This is a genomic window from Mesorhizobium sp. CNPSo 4689 (assembly GCF_057784325.1).
Map to the genome: position 1 here is coordinate 59,527 of NZ_JBWLUZ010000028.1, position 16,600 is coordinate 76,126.

17 protein-coding genes are annotated in these 16,600 nt (G+C 64.8%); 14 read left to right on the plus strand and 3 right to left on the minus strand.

Features of this window, described 5'->3' with window-relative positions; all coding sequences use genetic code 11:
- Window positions 1–894 (plus strand): carbohydrate ABC transporter permease, encoded by an 894-nt coding sequence (locus AC04SI_RS26105; RefSeq protein WP_192181583.1) that lies wholly within the window; start codon window positions 1–3, stop codon window positions 892–894.
- Between the two features lie 67 nt (window positions 895–961).
- Here the strand turns inward: AC04SI_RS26105 and AC04SI_RS26110 are convergent, their stop codons facing one another.
- A complete protein-coding gene (locus AC04SI_RS26110) occupies window positions 962–1,381 on the minus strand; it encodes a VOC family protein (protein ID WP_404281310.1) in 420 nt (139 codons plus the stop codon).
- Between the two features lie 214 nt (window positions 1,382–1,595).
- Between AC04SI_RS26110 and AC04SI_RS26115 the strand changes: the two genes are divergently transcribed.
- Window positions 1,596–2,807, plus strand: coding sequence for an MFS transporter (locus AC04SI_RS26115; protein WP_404281311.1), 1,212 nt, complete (start codon window positions 1,596–1,598; stop codon window positions 2,805–2,807).
- 13 nt (window positions 2,808–2,820) lie between these two features.
- The gene (locus tag AC04SI_RS26120; protein WP_488475158.1) at window positions 2,821–3,573 is read left to right on the plus strand and encodes an ankyrin repeat domain-containing protein; all 753 of its coding nucleotides are present in this window, start codon (window positions 2,821–2,823) and stop codon (window positions 3,571–3,573) included.
- A gap of 36 nt (window positions 3,574–3,609) precedes the next feature.
- Here the strand turns inward: AC04SI_RS26120 and AC04SI_RS26125 are convergent, their stop codons facing one another.
- The gene (locus AC04SI_RS26125) at window positions 3,610–5,895 is read right to left on the minus strand and encodes a cation:proton antiporter domain-containing protein (protein ID WP_404281313.1); all 2,286 of its coding nucleotides are present in this window, start codon (window positions 5,893–5,895) and stop codon (window positions 3,610–3,612) included.
- 178 nt (window positions 5,896–6,073) lie between these two features.
- On the opposite strand from AC04SI_RS26125, the gene AC04SI_RS26130 reads away from it, so the two are divergent.
- From AC04SI_RS26130 to AC04SI_RS26175, 10 genes are all read left to right on the plus strand, one after another.
- Window positions 6,074–6,262, plus strand: coding sequence for a hypothetical protein (locus AC04SI_RS26130; protein ID WP_192181579.1), 189 nt, complete (start codon window positions 6,074–6,076; stop codon window positions 6,260–6,262).
- A gap of 288 nt (window positions 6,263–6,550) precedes the next feature.
- Window positions 6,551–8,770, plus strand: coding sequence for a sensor domain-containing diguanylate cyclase (locus AC04SI_RS26135; RefSeq protein WP_404281314.1), 2,220 nt, complete (start codon window positions 6,551–6,553; stop codon window positions 8,768–8,770).
- Window positions 8,771–9,072: 302 nt separating this feature from the next.
- Window positions 9,073–10,569: a multicopper oxidase family protein gene (locus AC04SI_RS26140; protein ID WP_404281315.1), complete on the plus strand. Its 1,497-nt coding sequence runs from the start codon at window positions 9,073–9,075 to the stop codon at window positions 10,567–10,569.
- A complete protein-coding gene (locus AC04SI_RS26145) occupies window positions 10,566–11,132 on the plus strand; it encodes a cytochrome c (protein ID WP_404281316.1) in 567 nt (188 codons plus the stop codon). Before AC04SI_RS26140 ends, AC04SI_RS26145 begins: the two co-directional genes overlap by 4 nt.
- A gap of 93 nt (window positions 11,133–11,225) precedes the next feature.
- Complete coding sequence (locus AC04SI_RS26150) at window positions 11,226–11,702, plus strand: hypothetical protein (protein ID WP_404281317.1); 477 nt, start codon at window positions 11,226–11,228, stop codon at window positions 11,700–11,702.
- Between the two features lie 145 nt (window positions 11,703–11,847).
- Complete coding sequence (locus tag AC04SI_RS26155) at window positions 11,848–13,284, plus strand: multicopper oxidase family protein (RefSeq protein WP_488475159.1); 1,437 nt, start codon at window positions 11,848–11,850, stop codon at window positions 13,282–13,284.
- A gap of 29 nt (window positions 13,285–13,313) precedes the next feature.
- Window positions 13,314–13,754 carry a DUF411 domain-containing protein gene (locus AC04SI_RS26160; protein WP_404281319.1) on the plus strand — a complete coding sequence of 147 codons (441 nt, stop codon included), beginning with the start codon at window positions 13,314–13,316 and terminating at the stop codon, window positions 13,752–13,754.
- 108 nt (window positions 13,755–13,862) lie between these two features.
- Entirely contained in the window at window positions 13,863–14,300 is a 438-nt protein-coding gene (locus AC04SI_RS26165; RefSeq protein ID WP_488475160.1) for a TlpA disulfide reductase family protein, read from the plus strand.
- Window positions 14,301–14,366: 66 nt separating this feature from the next.
- A complete protein-coding gene (locus tag AC04SI_RS26170) occupies window positions 14,367–15,047 on the plus strand; it encodes an SCO family protein (RefSeq protein ID WP_404281382.1) in 681 nt (226 codons plus the stop codon).
- Window positions 15,048–15,110: 63 nt separating this feature from the next.
- Window positions 15,111–15,902, plus strand: coding sequence for a DsbA family protein (locus AC04SI_RS26175; protein WP_404281321.1), 792 nt, complete (start codon window positions 15,111–15,113; stop codon window positions 15,900–15,902).
- Window positions 15,903–15,952: 50 nt separating this feature from the next.
- Here the strand turns inward: AC04SI_RS26175 and AC04SI_RS26180 are convergent, their stop codons facing one another.
- The gene (locus tag AC04SI_RS26180; RefSeq protein ID WP_404281386.1) at window positions 15,953–16,168 is read right to left on the minus strand and encodes a hypothetical protein; all 216 of its coding nucleotides are present in this window, start codon (window positions 16,166–16,168) and stop codon (window positions 15,953–15,955) included.
- On the opposite strand from AC04SI_RS26180, the gene AC04SI_RS26185 reads away from it, so the two are divergent.
- Window positions 16,097–16,345: a nucleotidyl cyclase domain-containing protein gene (locus AC04SI_RS26185; RefSeq protein ID WP_404281383.1), complete on the plus strand. Its 249-nt coding sequence runs from the start codon at window positions 16,097–16,099 to the stop codon at window positions 16,343–16,345. The genes AC04SI_RS26180 and AC04SI_RS26185 overlap by 72 nt on opposite strands.
- The last annotated feature ends 255 nt before the right edge of the window (window positions 16,346–16,600 follow it).

The following is a 16,600-nucleotide window of genomic DNA, read 5'->3' on the forward strand; positions in this document are numbered from 1 at the left end:
ATGGCCGCGACAAAGAGAACCAAGCGCCCGGAAATCGACGAAGGCGGCATGGGCTACCTGCAGAGCCTGCCGCGCCGCGTCGTGACGGTCTATCTGCCGTTGCTGGTGTTCGTCATCGTGCTCCTGTTCCCGTTCTACTGGATGACGATCACCGCGGTTAAGCCCAATCTGGAGATGACCGACTATCAGAATTTCAACCCGTTCTGGGTGGTGCATCCGACATTGGAGCACATCCGCTACCTGCTCTTCGAGACGTCCTATCCAGGCTGGCTGCTCAACACGATCATCATCTCGACGGCCGCCACCTTCCTTTCGCTGCTGGCATCGGTGTTCGCCGCCTACGCGATCGAAAGGCTGCGGTTCTCCGGGGCGCGGCAGGTCGGCCTGGCGGTGTTCCTCGCCTATCTGGTGCCGCCGTCGATCCTGTTCATTCCGCTGTCGGTGATGGTGTTCAACCTTGGGCTCTACGACACGCCGTTTGCGCTCATCCTCACCTACCCGACCTTCCTCGTTCCGTTCTGCACGTGGCTGTTGATGGGCTACTTCCGCTCCATCCCGTTCGAGCTGGAAGAATGCGCGCTGATCGACGGAGCGAGCCGGTGGCAGATCCTCACCAAGATCGTGCTGCCGCTCTCGGTGCCCGGCCTGATTTCCGCCGGCATATTCGCGTTCACCCTGTCCTGGAACGAGTTCATCTATGCCCTGACGTTCATCCAGTCGTCGGAAAACAAGACCGTGCCGGTCGGCGTGCTCACCGAACTGGTCCGCTCCGACGTCTACGAATGGGGGGCGCTGATGGCGGGAGCGCTGATCGGCTCGCTGCCGGTCGTGGTGCTCTATTCCTTCTTCGTCGAACACTACGTTTCCTCAATGACCGGCGCAGTGAAGGAGTAATCCTGCGAGCATGCCGCGCGAACGCGGCGACAATGGCCGCCTGTGCCAAGATCACCGATGGCACGGCCTAGAAATTGATCTCCACCGAAGCGGCGCTGCGCTTCGCCTCACCATGGAACACCGCCTCGATGTTGTTACCGTCCGGGTCGAGCAGGAAGGCGGCGTAGTAGCCGGGGTGGTAGGGACGCTCGCCCGGCGCGCCATTGTCGCGGCCGCCGGCCGCAAGTCCGGCCTTGTACCAGGCATCGACCATGGCGCGGTCCCTGGCCTGGAAGGCGAGATGGTGACGGCCGGTCAGTACGCCCTGAGCGGCGCGGCTGTCAGCGCTGGAGACGAACAGCTCGTCTGCCCAGAAGTAATCCTCGGCCTCGCCGCCGACCGGGATGCCCAGCACCTCGAACACCGCGCCGTAGAAGCGCCGGCTCGCCTTCAGATCGCGCACGACGAGCTGGATGTGGTCGATAAGACGGCCCCGATGAAGCTCCATTGTCTCACTCCTTCTGATCGCGATGGCTTCAATCTAGGTTAGGATCGCGTCCGGTCAATTCGCAGGACCTGCCGCGCTTCGCTGCGGCACAAACTGGATAAAAAATGCAACCGGATTGTAGGATCGGCTCCCGTCACAGCGTCCTCCGGACGCAAGCGGCTCGACAAGGCACGAAAAGCGTCGCGCCGCATCGAACTGATTTCGGGAGCAAATCATGAAGCCTTCCTATCGTTGGGTCATCGTCGCGGCCGGCGCGCTGATGAGCTGTGTCGCCATCGGCGTGATGTTTTCGTTGGCGATCTTCCTGGAGCCGATGGCGCTCGACACGCAGTGGTCGCGCGCCGGCATATCGAGCGCGATGACGCTGAATTTTTTGGTGATGGGCCTCGGCGGCTTTGCCTGGGGTGCCATCTACGATCGTGTCGGTGCCCGCCCCGTCGTCTTCGCCGGCACGCTGCTGCTGGGGCTGGCGATGGTGCTGGCCAGCCGCTCCGGCTCGCTGCTGGCGTTCCAGATCACCTATGGCGTGCTGGTCGGGCTCGCGGCCAGCGCCTTCTTCGCGCCGATGATCGCGCTGACCACGACCTGGTTTGACACCAACCGCAGCCTTGCGGTGTCGCTGGTCTCGGCCGGCATGGGTGTGGCGCCGATGACGATCTCGCCCTTCGCGCGCTGGCTGATCACGGCCTATGACTGGCGCACCGCCATGTTCGACATCGGCGTGATGGCCTGGGTGCTCTTGTTGCCGGTCGCCTTCCTGGTGCGCCAGCCGCCTGTCCCCGTTACTGCCGCAGACGGCGCCGCTGCCGGTCCCGCCGCCGACGATCCCGGCATGTCGGTTGGCCAGGCGCTGCGATCGCCGCAGTTCATCGTGCTCGGCCTCACCTTCTTTGCCTGCTGTGCGGCACACTCCGGCCCGATCTTCCACATGGTGAGCTATGCGATGCTCTGCGGCGTCGCCCCGATGGCGGCGGTCACCATCTACAGCGTCGAGGGTCTTGCTGGGCTCGGCGGCAGGCTGCTCTATGGCGTGCTTGCCGACCGTCTCGGCGTCAAGCCGGTGCTGGTCGCCGGACTGGCGATCCAGGCCGTGGTGATCGCCGGCTATCTCGCCGTCCGGCAGCTCGACCAGTTCTATGTGCTGGCCGTCATCTTCGGCGCCACCTATGGCGGCGTGATGCCCCTCTACGCGGTGCTGGCGCGCGAATATTTCGGAGGGCGCATCATCGGCACGGTGCTCGGCGCCGCCACAATGCTCTCCAGCCTCGGCATGGCCTTCGGACCGCTCGCCGGCGGCATGGTATTCGATGCCTATGCCAGCTACTCTTGGCTGTTCATCGGCTCGGCCCTTGTCGGGCTGGGTGCGGCGGGAATTGCCATCGCCTTCCCTCCTTTGCCGCGCAGGGCAGAACTGCAGCCGGCCTAGGCGTGCCAAAGCAATGGCCGCTCGCGGGAGCGGCCATTGCTCCAGGATTTGTCGCCGATCCCGTTGCCGGATGCCATCGAAACCGGCACGATCTGTGGTATTCTGGCCCGGCGCATCGGGAGCCACCGCATTGACCAAAAGCTTGGAAGCCGAAGACGCCAGGGGGTGGTCAAGCCTGCTCGTCGCCGCAGAGAAAGGCGATGCGGAGGCCGTGCAATCGGAGCTGGCGGCCGGTGCGGATATCAATCAGGCGGACGAAGGCGGCTGGTCGGCGCTGCATCTTTCGGCCCTCAATGCCCACACGGCGACGGTCGAAGCGTTGATCGAGCACCCCGAAATCGACGTGAACTCCAGAAACAAATGGAAGAGCACGCCGTTGAGCCTGGCGGCGGCCAAGGGCCATTACGCTTCCATCTCGGCTCTCGTGAAACATCGCGCAATCGACATCAATGCCCGTGCTGACTATTACGGCCGCACCGCGCTGATCGAAGCCGCCAAGAACGGGCATCTGGATGTCGTGAAGCTGCTCGTCGAGCATGGCGCCGACGTCAATTTGATGGACAAGACCGGGCGCAACAATGCGCTGATCGAGGCCATCAAGGGACGGCATTTCGACATCGCCGAATATCTGCTGGAGACCAGGAAGGTGAACTTCCTCAACCGGGATATGCGCCTGAACGCGATGATCTGGGCGGGAAGCTGCCACAACCCCCAATTCATCGAGAAGCTGGAAGCCGCGATCAGCAGTTTCTTCGAAGGCAAGTGAGCGCGGCAGGGCCACACCTCTCGCCGCCCTGCCCTGTCAACCGGTGCCGGAGCGCGAGGCCACGCGGGTGTCGTCGCGAGGCAGCCGCTCGTCGGAAAGCAGCACCACTGGGCAGCGGCAGCGCTGCAGCACATCGCTCGTCGTCTCGCCGAACATCAGTTCCTCGCCCGGGCGCCGCGCCACGCCCATGACGATCAACGCCACCCCCCTGCCAGCCTGGCGGGCAATGGCATCGGCGGCGGCGGCCCTGCTGCGGATGGCGGTCTCGACTTCGACGCCGTAGCGGTCGGCAAGCGCGACAATGTCCTTCAGCACCGCCTCCCTGCGGCGATGCGAGACGGTGTCGCGCGGCTCGTCGCGGCCGACCCGCGCAACATGGAGCATCTTGACCGGCGCGCCGGTGACGCTGGCAATGGCAAGCGCCAGCTCGGCGCCGCGGCGGGCGACCGACGTGCCGTTGACCGGCACCAGGATCCGGCCGGCCTCGGGGCCGAGCCTCGGCATCTGCCGGCCGGCGGCGGCGGGCTTCAGAACCAGGCAGAGCGGGCCGTCGAAGGCACCGGCGATCTCGTCGACGCGGCGGCTGAAGCCACCCTTGGCGGTAAGCGCGCGACCGAGCCCGACAATCAGCATGCCGTAGCCCTTGCGCGCCTCCTTCGCCACCGTCTGTGCCGATACGGGCGTGCCATGCCGGCGGGTGACGGGAGCCCTGGCGGCGGGCTGCTCGTCGGCCACCTTCGCCGCCTCGCGGTTGTCCTCGGCGCCCTTCTCGATCTCCTCCAGCTTCGATTCCGCTCCCGGCTCGACGTCGGTTTCACCGTCGGCATGCAGCACCGTCATCGGCTTGCCGGCGCCGATCACGCCGGCCATGTAGGCGGCGAAGCGGCCGACGGCGCCCTCGTCGGCCACCACCAGCAGCCGCTCCAGATTGGCGACGAAGCCGCGCTGGTCGATCTCCTCGCGCTCCAGCCTTTTCTTCTCGGCCTCGCCGATCGACAGCCGGCCAAGCGCCCAGCGCAGCGTGGGCGGCATCGCCAGCGTGGTGATGACGGCCATGGTGACGATCATGGTGAAGAGGTTGTGCGAGAGCACGCCGACCGACAGGCCGATCGAGGCGACGATGACCTCGGTCGAGCCGCGCGCATTCATGCCGCAGCCCACCGCGACCGCCTCGCGAAACGACATGCCGGCCAACTCCGCGCCGATGAAGGCGCCGCCGAACTTGCCGAGGCTGGCAATCGCGACAAGTGCGACGGTGAGCAGCGCCAGTTGTGGGTCGACCAGCACGGTGAGGTCCGCCGACAGGCCGGCGACACCGAAGAAGACCGGCATGAACAGCGCCGTGATGACGCCGCGCAGCTGGCCCTCGATGTGGCGCGACAGGATCGGCGACTCGCCGACCAATATGCCGGCGACGAAGGCGCCGAGCACGGTGTGGACGCCGATCAGATCGGTGATCAAAGCCATCGCGCCCATGATGACAAGGATGACGGTGACGACGGCGAATTCGCTGCTGAAGCTGTCGTTGGTCCAGCGGATGGCGTCGAAGACGATGCGGCGGCCGAGCGTGAAGGAAAACAGCATGAAGGCGGCGACACCGGCCAGCGTGAAGACGAGATTGCCGATCTCGATGCTCCCCTTGGTCGCGATGCCGATTGTGATGGCGATGATGACCCAGCCGATCGTGTCCTCGATGATCGCCGAGGAGACGATGATCTGGCCGAGGTCGCGGCGCATGAAGTTCATCTCGCGCACCACCATGGCGACGATCTTGACCGAAGAAATCGACAGCGCGGTGCCGAGGAAGAGGCCGGCGACGACGCGCTCGCTGCCCGCGGCGAGCAGCGAGGCCGGCATGGCCTGCGCGGCCGCGAAGCCGAGCACGAAGGGGATCGCGACGCCGGCGGCGGAGATGGAAAAGCAGGCGCGGCCGACCTTGCGCACCAACCGGAGGTCGGTCTCCATGCCGGTGAGCAGTAGCAGCAGGAGCACACCGAGCTGGGCGATGGCGTTGATCATGCTCTTTTGCGAAGCGTCGCCGGAGAAAACCAGACGCTCTGCCTCGGGCCAAAGCCAGCCGAGCAGCGAAGGCCCGAGCAGAATACCGGCGATGAGCTGGCCCATGACGGCCGGCTGGCCGATGCGTTCGAGCAGTTCGCCAAGACCGCGCCCGACGACCAGCAGAAGGATGATCTCGAGAACGAAGATGCCTTCGCTCGACATGCCGGTCTTTTCCGCCGGCCAAGCCACGGCCGGGACCAGGAACAGGGCCGCTGCCGCGATGCCGACTGGCCAGCGCCATTTGTGCAGGAAGGGAATCATGCACCCCTCATTCTGTCGGAAACAACGGTTGCAGGCGACATCGGTTGCACGGGTCGTTCACCCTCCGGCGCACCAAGCGGCGTCCGGACAATTCGATTCAAATGCGGCTGTGGATGTTTGCTTTCGGGTAAAGCGAGTCGCGCATGTTCGTTAGACGGCGGGCAATAAGGAGAAGCTAATGAAAAGCGACTTTGCCGCCGCTCGCCTGCATCTGGAGCGGGCCTGCCACTATCTGCGCGGCGACGACGAAACGAGCAGCGAGGCCCTTTCGGCGCTCGACTTGCTGATCGAGGCGATCGTTGCTGCCCAGTATACACGGCCGGCGGCGGAAGTGGTGGATTTTCCTCGGTCGGCAAGGCTGCGGTAGTCCCACGAAGCCCGGGCTGACGACACGGTCGGGCACTCCCAAAAGGCCGTCCCACACGGCCGCAAGCGACATGGCAGAACAGCGAGGCCGCTTCGCACGGGAGCGGCCTTTGTTATCGGACGGCGGGTCGGCAATCACCCGTCTTTGCGCTCATGAAAACGCTACGGGACAGGCTTCGGGGCTGATCGCCGTTAGTACGTTAATAAGCATTTGGTAATAAAAGACCGACAATGAAATACAGGCTCGATCCAGCGCATAGGATGCCGGCATTCCCGGCGGATTCGTGCCATGCGCATTAGAAGCCAGATCATCCTCAGCATGGTTAGCGCGGCGGCCTTGATCGGGCTGGTTGGCGGCGTCGCCATCTTCACGCAGATCGCGGCGACCAAATATCTGGGACTGACCGAAGCAACCAATGTCGCGCAGGAACTAGCCGACACGATTGTCTTCAAATCATCCGACGGGACGCCTTCGCTGTTCGAGCGGCCTGATGCGCTGCGCGAATTCCTGGAGTTGCAGCACCATCGCTCCCTGCGAGATTTCGTCGTCGTCGACCGTAACAAGACCGTCATCTCCCATGCCGCTGACGAAGAACACCATATCGGCTCCCGGTTCGATCACGACCCCGGCAACGAAGTTGGCCAGACCCTTGCGGACGGCGTCCCGCGCAAGTTTTCCGATCCCAATGAAGGCATCGACATACTGGCCGTTCCGATACAGCATGCCGAGGGTACGATCGCCGGCGCCGTACTGCTTGAATACGATCCCCTGCTGCGCGCCGCCGAACAGCGCACCAACAACCTGCTCTGGCTGGTTGGCCTCAGCGCGGCGGCGGCCGTGCTGGTCGCGGTGGGGTTTGCATGGCTGCTGCTCAGCCGTTTCGGTGCCGGCCTCAACGATATGATGCGCGGCATGGAAGCGCTGGCGAAAGGCAATGCCATGACGCGCATCAGCCATGCCCGCAAGGATGAATTCGGCCAGCTGGCCGATGGGTTCAACACGATGGCGGACCAGCTTGCATCGGCGCGGGCGCATATCGAGGATATCGTCGAGACGGCGGCCGAAGGCATCGCGGTGCTGGACGGCGACGGCCGTATCGCCAGCGCCAATCCGGCGGCGGCAGCGATGATCGGGCGGCGCGCCGACAAGATCGTCGGGCAGCAATGGGATGCGGTGCTGACGGTGCGCGACCCGAGAGGCGGTGCGTTCGCGGCCGGCGCTTCTCCCGTCGAAATGGCTTTGGCCACCGGCCGCCAGCACCAGGGCGAAGTGCGCCTGACGAGATCCGACGGCTCGCATCTGCCGGTCATCGCCAGTTGCAGTCCGCTCAGCCGATCCGACGGCGGTCTGGTCCTCACGCTCAACGACATCAGCGAGCTGCGCCGCGCCGAAGGGGTCGTCAACGAGCGTGCCGATCAATTGGCAATCCTCAACCGCGAGCTGCACGAGAAGTCGGAAACCACGACCCGCCTGGTGAAGCTTGGCGAACTGCTGCAGGCCTGCGTGACCTTCCCGGAAGCCTTCTCGGTGGTCGGCACGGCCATGACAGAGTTCCTCGGCGGCTTGAGCGGAACCGTGCATTTGACCAGCGCCTCGCGCAACCTGGTCGAGGAGATGGCGCATTGGGGCGACGTCCGGTCGAGCGTCACGCAATTTGCGCCCGAGGATTGCTGGGCGCTGCGGCGCGGCCAGGAGCATGTCGCCGGCCCTGGCATGCTGACGCCGCGCTGCGCCCATATCACCGAGAACGGCAAGAAGGGCTATGTCTGCATGCCGCTGGCGGCGCAAGGCGAGACGCTGGGCATCCTGCATTTGTGCGAGCCGAACGCGGCCGACAAGCCGCAATGGCTGGCTGAACGGCAGCAGATCCTGCGCGGCGTCGTCGACACGCTGGCATTGGCGCTGGCCAATCTACGCCTGCGCGAGACGCTCAGGCAGCAATCGATCCGCGATCCGAACACCGGCCTGTTCAACCGGCGCTATCTCGAGGAAACCAGCAGCCGCGAACTGCGCCGGATGGAGCGCTCGGCGCAGCCGCTGACGATCCTCATGCTCGACGTCGATCATTTCAAGCAGTTCAACGACACGTTCGGCCACGAAGCCGGCGACCTCGTGCTCAAACAGGTCGCCGCCACATTGATCGAGCACGCCAGGGACAGCGATGTCGTGTCGCGCTATGGCGGCGAGGAATTCGCCATCGTCATGCCGGGATGCTCGATCGAGGAAGGCGCCGAACGGGCGGAAGCGCTGCGCCAGGCTATCAGGCAGCTGCATCTAACGCATCGCGGTCGCACACTGGGCACCGTGACGGTCTCGTTCGGCGTCGCCGCCTACCCCGAGCATGGCGCGGGCTGGGCCGAAATCACCAATGCCGCCGATCACGCGCTCTACGATGCCAAGGGCGAAGGACGCGACCGGGTTGTCGTCGCGAAGAGCGGTGCTCCCGGCGAGCGGCCCTCGATCCAGCTGGTAGCGGCCGCGAAAGCGAGTGCGGACGTCAAGGGCTAATACGCTCTAGCACATGCGCCGTCGCGCCCGAGCTCGCGCTACGCTGCTCCCCTCCAGCGTAGCAACCGCATCGCGTTCGCCGTCACCAGGACCGTCGCTCCGGTGTCGGCCAGGATGGCGAGCCACAGACCGGTGATGCCGATCACTGTCAACACCGCCTTCAGCCCCAGCGCGATGGTAATGTTCTGCTTTGATGAAAGGCAGGTTCTTGACCTTCCAGCTACTGGAACCCTTAGCCTGACGGAATCCGGGGATGAGGTAATCCGGCGGAGACCTCTTCTATCCGTATCGAGGAGCGAAAGATGCATCGACGCGGTTTTCTGGCGGCAGGCCTGGCGACGGTGCTGGCGAGTCCGCGCGCGCTGGCGCAGATGAAAATGGACCACATGTCCACTAAGCCGGGGATGGGCGGTCATTCAGGACACGATATGGGCGACATGTCGCAAGGTGCGACCATGCTGCCCGAGGGCAAGGCGCTGCGCGAATTGCAGCTGTTGGCCAACGAGGCCGCACGTCCCGGCCTGTTCAAGGCGAGGCTGACGGCCGAGCCCGCTGTCGCGTGTTTTGCCGAGGGACAGGACACGCCGATCCCTGCCTATAATGGCCAGAGCCCAGGCCCGCTGATCGAGGCATTCGAGGGCGACCGTGTCGAGATCACCTTCGCCAACCGCATCGGCGAGGAAGCCAGCACGATCCACTGGCACGGCATGCCGGTGCCTGCCGACCAGGACGGCAACCCGATGGATCCTGTGGCAGCGGGCAATGACCGCATCTATGCCTTCGACCTGCCGGACGGCAGCGCCGGTTCTTACTGGTACCACCCTCATCCGCACGGCAAGACGGCCGAGCAGGTCTATCGCGGCCTTGCCGGCGCCTTCGTGGTCAAGTCCAAAGTCGATCCGGTTCCAGCCGAGTATGGCGATACTGTGCTGGTGCTGAGCGACCTTCGGCTGGCCGCCGACGGCTCGATGCCCGCCAACACCATGAGCGACCTGATGAACGGCCGTGTCGGCGACTATGTGCTGGTCAACGGCCAGAAGAACCCGCGGCTTTCGGTGGCGAAGGGCGCCAAGCGGCGCCTGCGGCTCTACAACGCCACCAATGCGCGCTTCCTCAAGCTCGCCTTCGATGGCGCGCCGACGACGATCATCGGAACGGATGGCGGCCTGCTGGAGAAGCCGGTTACGGCCGACGAGATCCTGCTCAGCCCGGCCGAGCGCATCGAGCTGGTCGTCTCCTTCGACAAGCCCGGTCCCGCCGACTACGATCGCGGCTGGATGGGGCCCGGCCGCCCAGCCGATGCGGGACTGACGCTGCTCACGGTCGATGTCTCCGAGACGCCGGTGCAAGCGGTCCCGCCGCTGCCCGAGCGGCTGCGGCCGATCGCGCCGCTCCCAGCCCCTGCCCTCAGCCGGCGCCTGGTCTTCACCGAGACCATGGCGATTAACGCCACCGGCATGGAGATGGGCTTCCTGATCAACGGCAAGGCCTTCGACATGGCCCGCGTCGACATTGTCGCCAAGGCCGGTGAGACCGAGCTCTGGGAGATCGTCAACCAGGCCGACATGGACCATCCGTTCCATGTCCACGGCACGCAGTTCCAGGTGTTCGAGCGCGAGCGCGACGGCATCATCTCCAAGCCGTCCTATCTTGCCTGGAAGGACACTGTGAATGTGGCGCGCGGCGAAACGGTGCGGCTCCTGCTGCGGCAGGAACGGCCGGGGCCACGCATGTATCACTGCCATATCCTCGAGCACGAACAGCTCGGCATGATGGGCGTTCTCGACGTGCAGGCATGAGGACCGGCACCGTGTCCGCCGCGGCGATGCTGGCTCTGGCCTCATCGCTGGTCGTGGCCTCGTCGCTGACCGCGGCCCCGAGCGAAGCCATCGTGACGGCGCGCCAGGCTTCGATGAAAGAGATGGCGGCAGCGGCGAAAACCGTCGCCGAAATGTTCGACGGCAAGCGCGCCTATGACGCCGCCGGCTTCAAGGCAGCGGCCGCGACGCTCAGCGCCCGCACCGGCCCTGCCCTGATCGCCGAATTCCCCGAGGGCACGCTGGGCGCGCCATCAGGCGCCAAGCTGGAGATCGGCCAGGGGCGGCCTGAATTCGATGCACTCGGCCGTCACATCGGCCGGCTCGCCGCAGCACTCGCCGCCAAGGCCGAAAAGGCGCCGGCCGAAATTGGCGACGACATGCGGATGGGAGCGGGCCTGCCGATGGATGGCGGCAGCCTCCTCGGCAAGCGGCCTAACGCCACGGAAACCGACCCCGCCAAACTGCCGGCCGAGCATCTGCTGCATCTCATCCTGCAGGACTGCTCGAGTTGCCATTCGAAATTCCGGCAGAAGGTGGAGTGATGCAGGCATCGTGTCGCCTCAATTCGAGCAATCTGCCACTGCAACGGCTGTCGATCCGGGCGATAAGGCGCCAAGCCATGCCGAGCGGTCTTGATGTCGCAGCGCCGGGTGATCACGGGCTTGGGACTTGCAAAAGCCGTGCTTTGCGGCCAGCCTAGGCAGATGATGGCCCGGCTGTCGCCAAGACATCTCTTAGTCATGCTGCTCGCGGTCTTCCTGGCCGCAGGGTTCAGCCTGTCCGCCGCTCAGGCGAGCGTGATGTCGGCAAAGATGGCAATGACAGCCGATGACGGCATGGCCATGTCTACCGATACTGGCATGGGCAAGATGGCAGCCGATGCCACCATGGATGGCGACTGCAAGGCTTGCCTCAAGGATGCCGGCGGCAGCGACAATCCGATGCATTGTCCACCGACCTGCATTGCGCCCGTGCTCGCGGTGCTGCCGCAAGACCTCACCGTGACGGCGGTTCCCCGGCCACAGCAGCCGCCGGCGCTGCCCACCCCGTTCCTCAGCGGGCGAAGTTCCCTGCCCGACCCATACCCTCCCAGATCCAGCAATCTGAGCTGACGCCCAGTCCCTGTCACAGGCAGGCGACTTCGGCGTCTGATCGTCTTTGCGCGCGTTCCGCGTGTCGAGACCAATTCGCAGATCGCAATGACGAGAACCAATGCCGCTCCGCTCCATCGGTCTCGTGGGTCCAGAAGGGTTCAAGGTGAATACCGATTTCAGTTTTGCTGTCTCGCGCCGCGGATTTCTCGTCGCGGCGGCGGGTGCTGCCGTGTCCGCTTCGCTGCGTCCCGCCCGCGCCTCCGCCGTGGACGAACGCCAGATCAAGGTCGCGCCGGGTCAGGCGCGATTCAGCGGCGCGGATGGGCCGTCAACCGCTGTCTGGGCCTATGACGGCACCATCCCCGGCCCGATGCTGCGCCTGCGGCAAGGCGAGCCCGTGCGCATCACCGTCGAGAACGGGCTGGAGGAAGACACGACCGTCCACTGGCATGGCATCCGCCTGCCGAACGCCATGGACGGCGTGCCAGGCCTGACCCAGCCACCCATCAAGCCGGGCGAGAGCTTCGTCTATGAATTCACGCCGCCCGATGCGGGGACCTTCTGGTATCACCCCCACGCCGACAGCCTGGTGCAGCTCGGCCGTGGGCTCGCCGGCGCGCTCATCGTCGAGGAACGTGAGCCGGTCGCCGTCGACCGCGACCTTCTGTGGCTGCTGCAAGACTGGCGGCTCGCGTCCGGCGGCCAGATCGCCGCCGGCTTCGGCAGCGCGATGGATGCGGCGATGTCCGGCCGCGTCGGCAATGTCGTCACCATCAACGGCAGAGCGCCGGCCGACCTCAGCGTCAAGGCGGGCGAGCGTGTCAGGTTGCGGCTCGCCAATGCCTCGCTTGCGCGCATGATGGCGCTGCGCTTCCAAGGACACAGCCCGGTCGCCATCGCCATAGACGGTCAGCCTTGCGATCCGCATGAACCGGAGGGTGGCCGCCTTGTGCTGGCCCCAGCCATGCGCATCGACATCGTGCTCGACATGCAGGGCGACCCCGGCAGCCGGCACGCCGTGATCGACGACTTCTATGATGGGCTTGCCTATACGCTGACCACGCTCGCCTATGACGCCGAACCGCCGCTCAGGGCGCATCCGCTCGACGCGTCGCTTGCCCTGCCGCTCAATCCGCTGCCCGCGCCGGACCTCGCGAATGTCGTACGCCAGGAGATCGTGCTGCAGGGCGGCATGATGGGTGGCGGCAAGCTCGCCGGCGTCGGCGGCATGATGGGCATGGCGACGCCTGGCATGCATGGCGGCGCTGCGTGGGCGATCAATGGCATGTCGATGACCGGCGACGGCCATGCAGGCATGGCACCGCAGTTCACGCTTGAACGCGGCGCCACCTGCCACCTCACCATGCGCAACGAAACGGCGTGGTGGCATCCCATGCATGTCCATGGCTTCAGCATGCTGGTGCTTTCGCGCAACGGTTCGCCGGTGCCGCATAGGCAGTGGCAGGACACGGTACTGCTCGCCCCGAAAGACATAATCGAATGCGCCTTCGTCGCCGACAATCCCGGCGACTGGATGCTGCACTGCCATGTCGCCGACCACCAGATGGCCGGCCTGATGACGGTCTTCCGCGTAAACTGAACCTCTTCGTTCAACCAAGGAGAACTGCAATGAAACTGACCTACCGCCTCGCCGCCCTTTCCCTGTTGATCGCGACGCCGCTGCCTGCGTTCGCGGCGACCATCAATGCGGTGATGTACAAGAACCCGCAATGCAGCTGCTGTGAATCCTATGCCAACTACCTCGAGCACAACGGTTTCAAGGTCGAGATCAAGTCGGTCAACAATCTCTCGCAGATCAGCAGCGACGCCGGCGTGCCGGCCGACCTCCAAGGCTGCCACACGCTGATGGTCGACGGCTATATTGTTGACGGCCTGGTGCCCGTCGACATCGTCAAGAAGCTGCTTACGGAACGTCCTGCCATCACGGGCATCACGCTGGCCGGCATGCCGACGGGCGCGCCCGGCATGGGCGGCGAGAAGGATGGGACCTGGACGATCTATGCCTTCACAAAGGACGGCAAGGCGCCGACTGTCTACGCCACGGAATGAACGGCCGTGATAATGAGCCGATTGGTCCTGATTGCGATGTTGCTGACGTTTTGGCGGCCCGTATCAGCCGCTGAACCGCCGCAGAACTTTGCGGTTCACGAGGCGCCCGTGCCGGTTGCGGAAATCAGCTTCACCGACGGCGCCAGCCAGCCGAAAACGCTCGCCAGCTTTTCCGGCAAGGTCGTGCTGCTCAACATCTGGGCGACATGGTGCGCGCCCTGCCGGAAGGAGATGCCGACACTTGACAGGCTACAAGAAAAGCTCGGCGGACGGGATTTCGAGGTCGTCGCGCTCTCCATGGACCGCGCGGGCCCGAACATCGTCAAAAAGTTCTACGCCGAAACAGGCGTCACGCACCTTGCCCTGAATATAGACAGCTCCGCCAAGGCGATGTTCACGCTCGGCGCCGTAGGCCTTCCGATGACGTTGCTGATCGACCGTGAAGGCAAGGAGATCGGCCGGTTGATCGGGCCGGCTGAATGGGACTCACGCGACATGGTCGACTTCATCCGCGGCCGCATCGCCGCAAACCGGGAAAGGAAATGACCGATGCATGTCAGAATTGAAAGCGCGCTGGCGGCTCGTCATATCCCGCCGAGTTGGAGCGAATGGATGCGTGTGCTGCTGGCAGCGTTCGCGGTGCTGGTCGCCGGCTTCGCTCACGCGAGGGCGCATACGCTCGACGAGGTCGACGCCATGCTGGAGTCCGACGAGAAATATTTCCAGCAGATCGACAAACCGGCGCCAGACTTCACGCTGCGCACCGCCGACGGGCGTATCGTGCGGCGGGCTGACCTCACCGGCAAGGTCGTCGTCCTCCACTTCATCTACACCTCGTGCCCGGACGTGTGTCCGCTGCATGCCGAGAAGATCGCCGAAATCCAGAAAATGGTGAACGGCACGCCGATGAAGGGCCAGGTCACCTTCGTCACCATCACCACCGACCCGACGAGGGACACGCCGGAAGTGCTTCGCAACTACGGGCCGGCGCATGGGCTCGATCCGGTCAACTGGCTGTTCCTGACCACCACCCAGGATCAACCCGAGGACACGACCCGCAAACTTGCAGAAGCCTTCGGCCACAAGTTCAGCCTGAGCGACGACGGCTACCAGATGCACGGCACCGTCACCCACGTGATCGACAAGGAGGGTCGCTGGCGGGCGAACTTCCACGGCCTGAACTTCGCGCCCGTCAATCTCATCACCTTCGTCAACGCGCTGACCAACAATGTCGAGCGCCCGCACCACGAACAGGACGAAGGCTGGCTGGCGAAATTGAAGAGCCTATTTTGACCATTTCTCACCGGCGGCACGCCGGCATCCGGCGGTCCTAACGGATAGCAAGGGGAGACGAACATGAGCACAGGAGCAAAGGAGGTGAACCGATATCGCGGCATCCTTGGCGCCCTCCTGCTTGTAGGAATGACGGGATGGTTCCTGCTCGATCCAGGGGTTCAAGGGGCGCTGCAATCGGCGAACGCCGCAGGCGAAATGTCCCAAGATCAGCTCGACCAGCGGATACACGACTATATCCTCGCGCACCCAGAGGTTCTCGTGCAGGCGCTGCAAAGCCTGGACCAGCGCCAACGTGAAGCGGAGGCAGCCCAGGCCAAGGCGGTGCTCAAGGCGCGTGCAGACGACATCTTCCACGACAGGCAGAGCCCGGTCGGCGGCAATGCGCAAGGCAGCGTCACGCTGGTCGAATTCTTCGACTATAATTGCCCCTATTGCCGGCAGATGGCGCCAATCATGGACCAGGCCGTGGCCGACGATCCGCAGCTCAGGATCGTCTACAAGGAATTCCCCATCCTCGGCCCGGATTCGATGTTTGCGGCCAAGGCGGCGCTCGCCGCCGACAAGCAAGGTAAGTACACGGCGTTTCACAAGGCGCTCCTTGGGTCCAGGACAAGGGTGACAGAGGCGGTCGTGCTCAAGATCGCCGCTGAGGCCGGGCTCGATGTCGAGCGCATGAAAACCGACATGCAGCAGCCCGACATTCAGGCGCTAATCGACCGCAATGTGGAGCTGGCCCAGGCGCTGAGGATCACGGGAACACCAGGCTTCGTCGCCGGCGACCAGATCTTCCCCGGCGCGACCGATCTGGCAACGCTGAAGAAACTGATCGAGCAGGCAAAAAGCGGCAAATGATATCGAACCGACGCAAGGTTCGTTCTCGGCGGAACTATCGGAATATCTGTTCAGGGGAATGCTCCGCGCCAACCGGCGCTGATCTCATTCCCCGATACGAAGAGGCTGGAACGTTTCAGCCCACCGCGCGTCGCGAGCACGCCAGGGACAGCGATGTCGTGTCGCGCTATGGCGGCGAGGAATTCGCCATCGTCATGCCGGGATGCTCGCTCGAGGAAGGCGCCGAGCGGGCGGAAGCGCTGCGCCAGGCTATCAGGCAGCTGCATCTGACGCATCGCGGTCGCACACTGGGCACCGTGACGGTCTCGTTCGGCGTCGCCGCCTACCCCGAGCATGGCGCGGGCTGGGCCGAAATCCACCAATGCCGCCGATCACGCGCTCTACGATGCCAAGGGCGAAGGACGCGACAGGGTCGTCGTCGCCAAGACCAGCCCCCCCGGTGAGCGGCCCTCGATCCAGCTGGTAGCGGCCGCGAAAGCGAGCGCGGACATCAAGGGCTGAAGCGCTCCGCGCCAAGCGCGAGCGGTAAGAGGAAGACAAGCAGCGGCTCCGAGCGGCGGCGAGACGCGTTCAGGCGTTCTGGAACTGACTAACAGAGAAGGCTGTTCTCGCAGCCATGCCAATGGCATAGTGGGGTCAGGGCCTACGCTTTCTTTATTCATGGCCCCCTGTCCTGGGTGACCGGCGAAACCCACCCC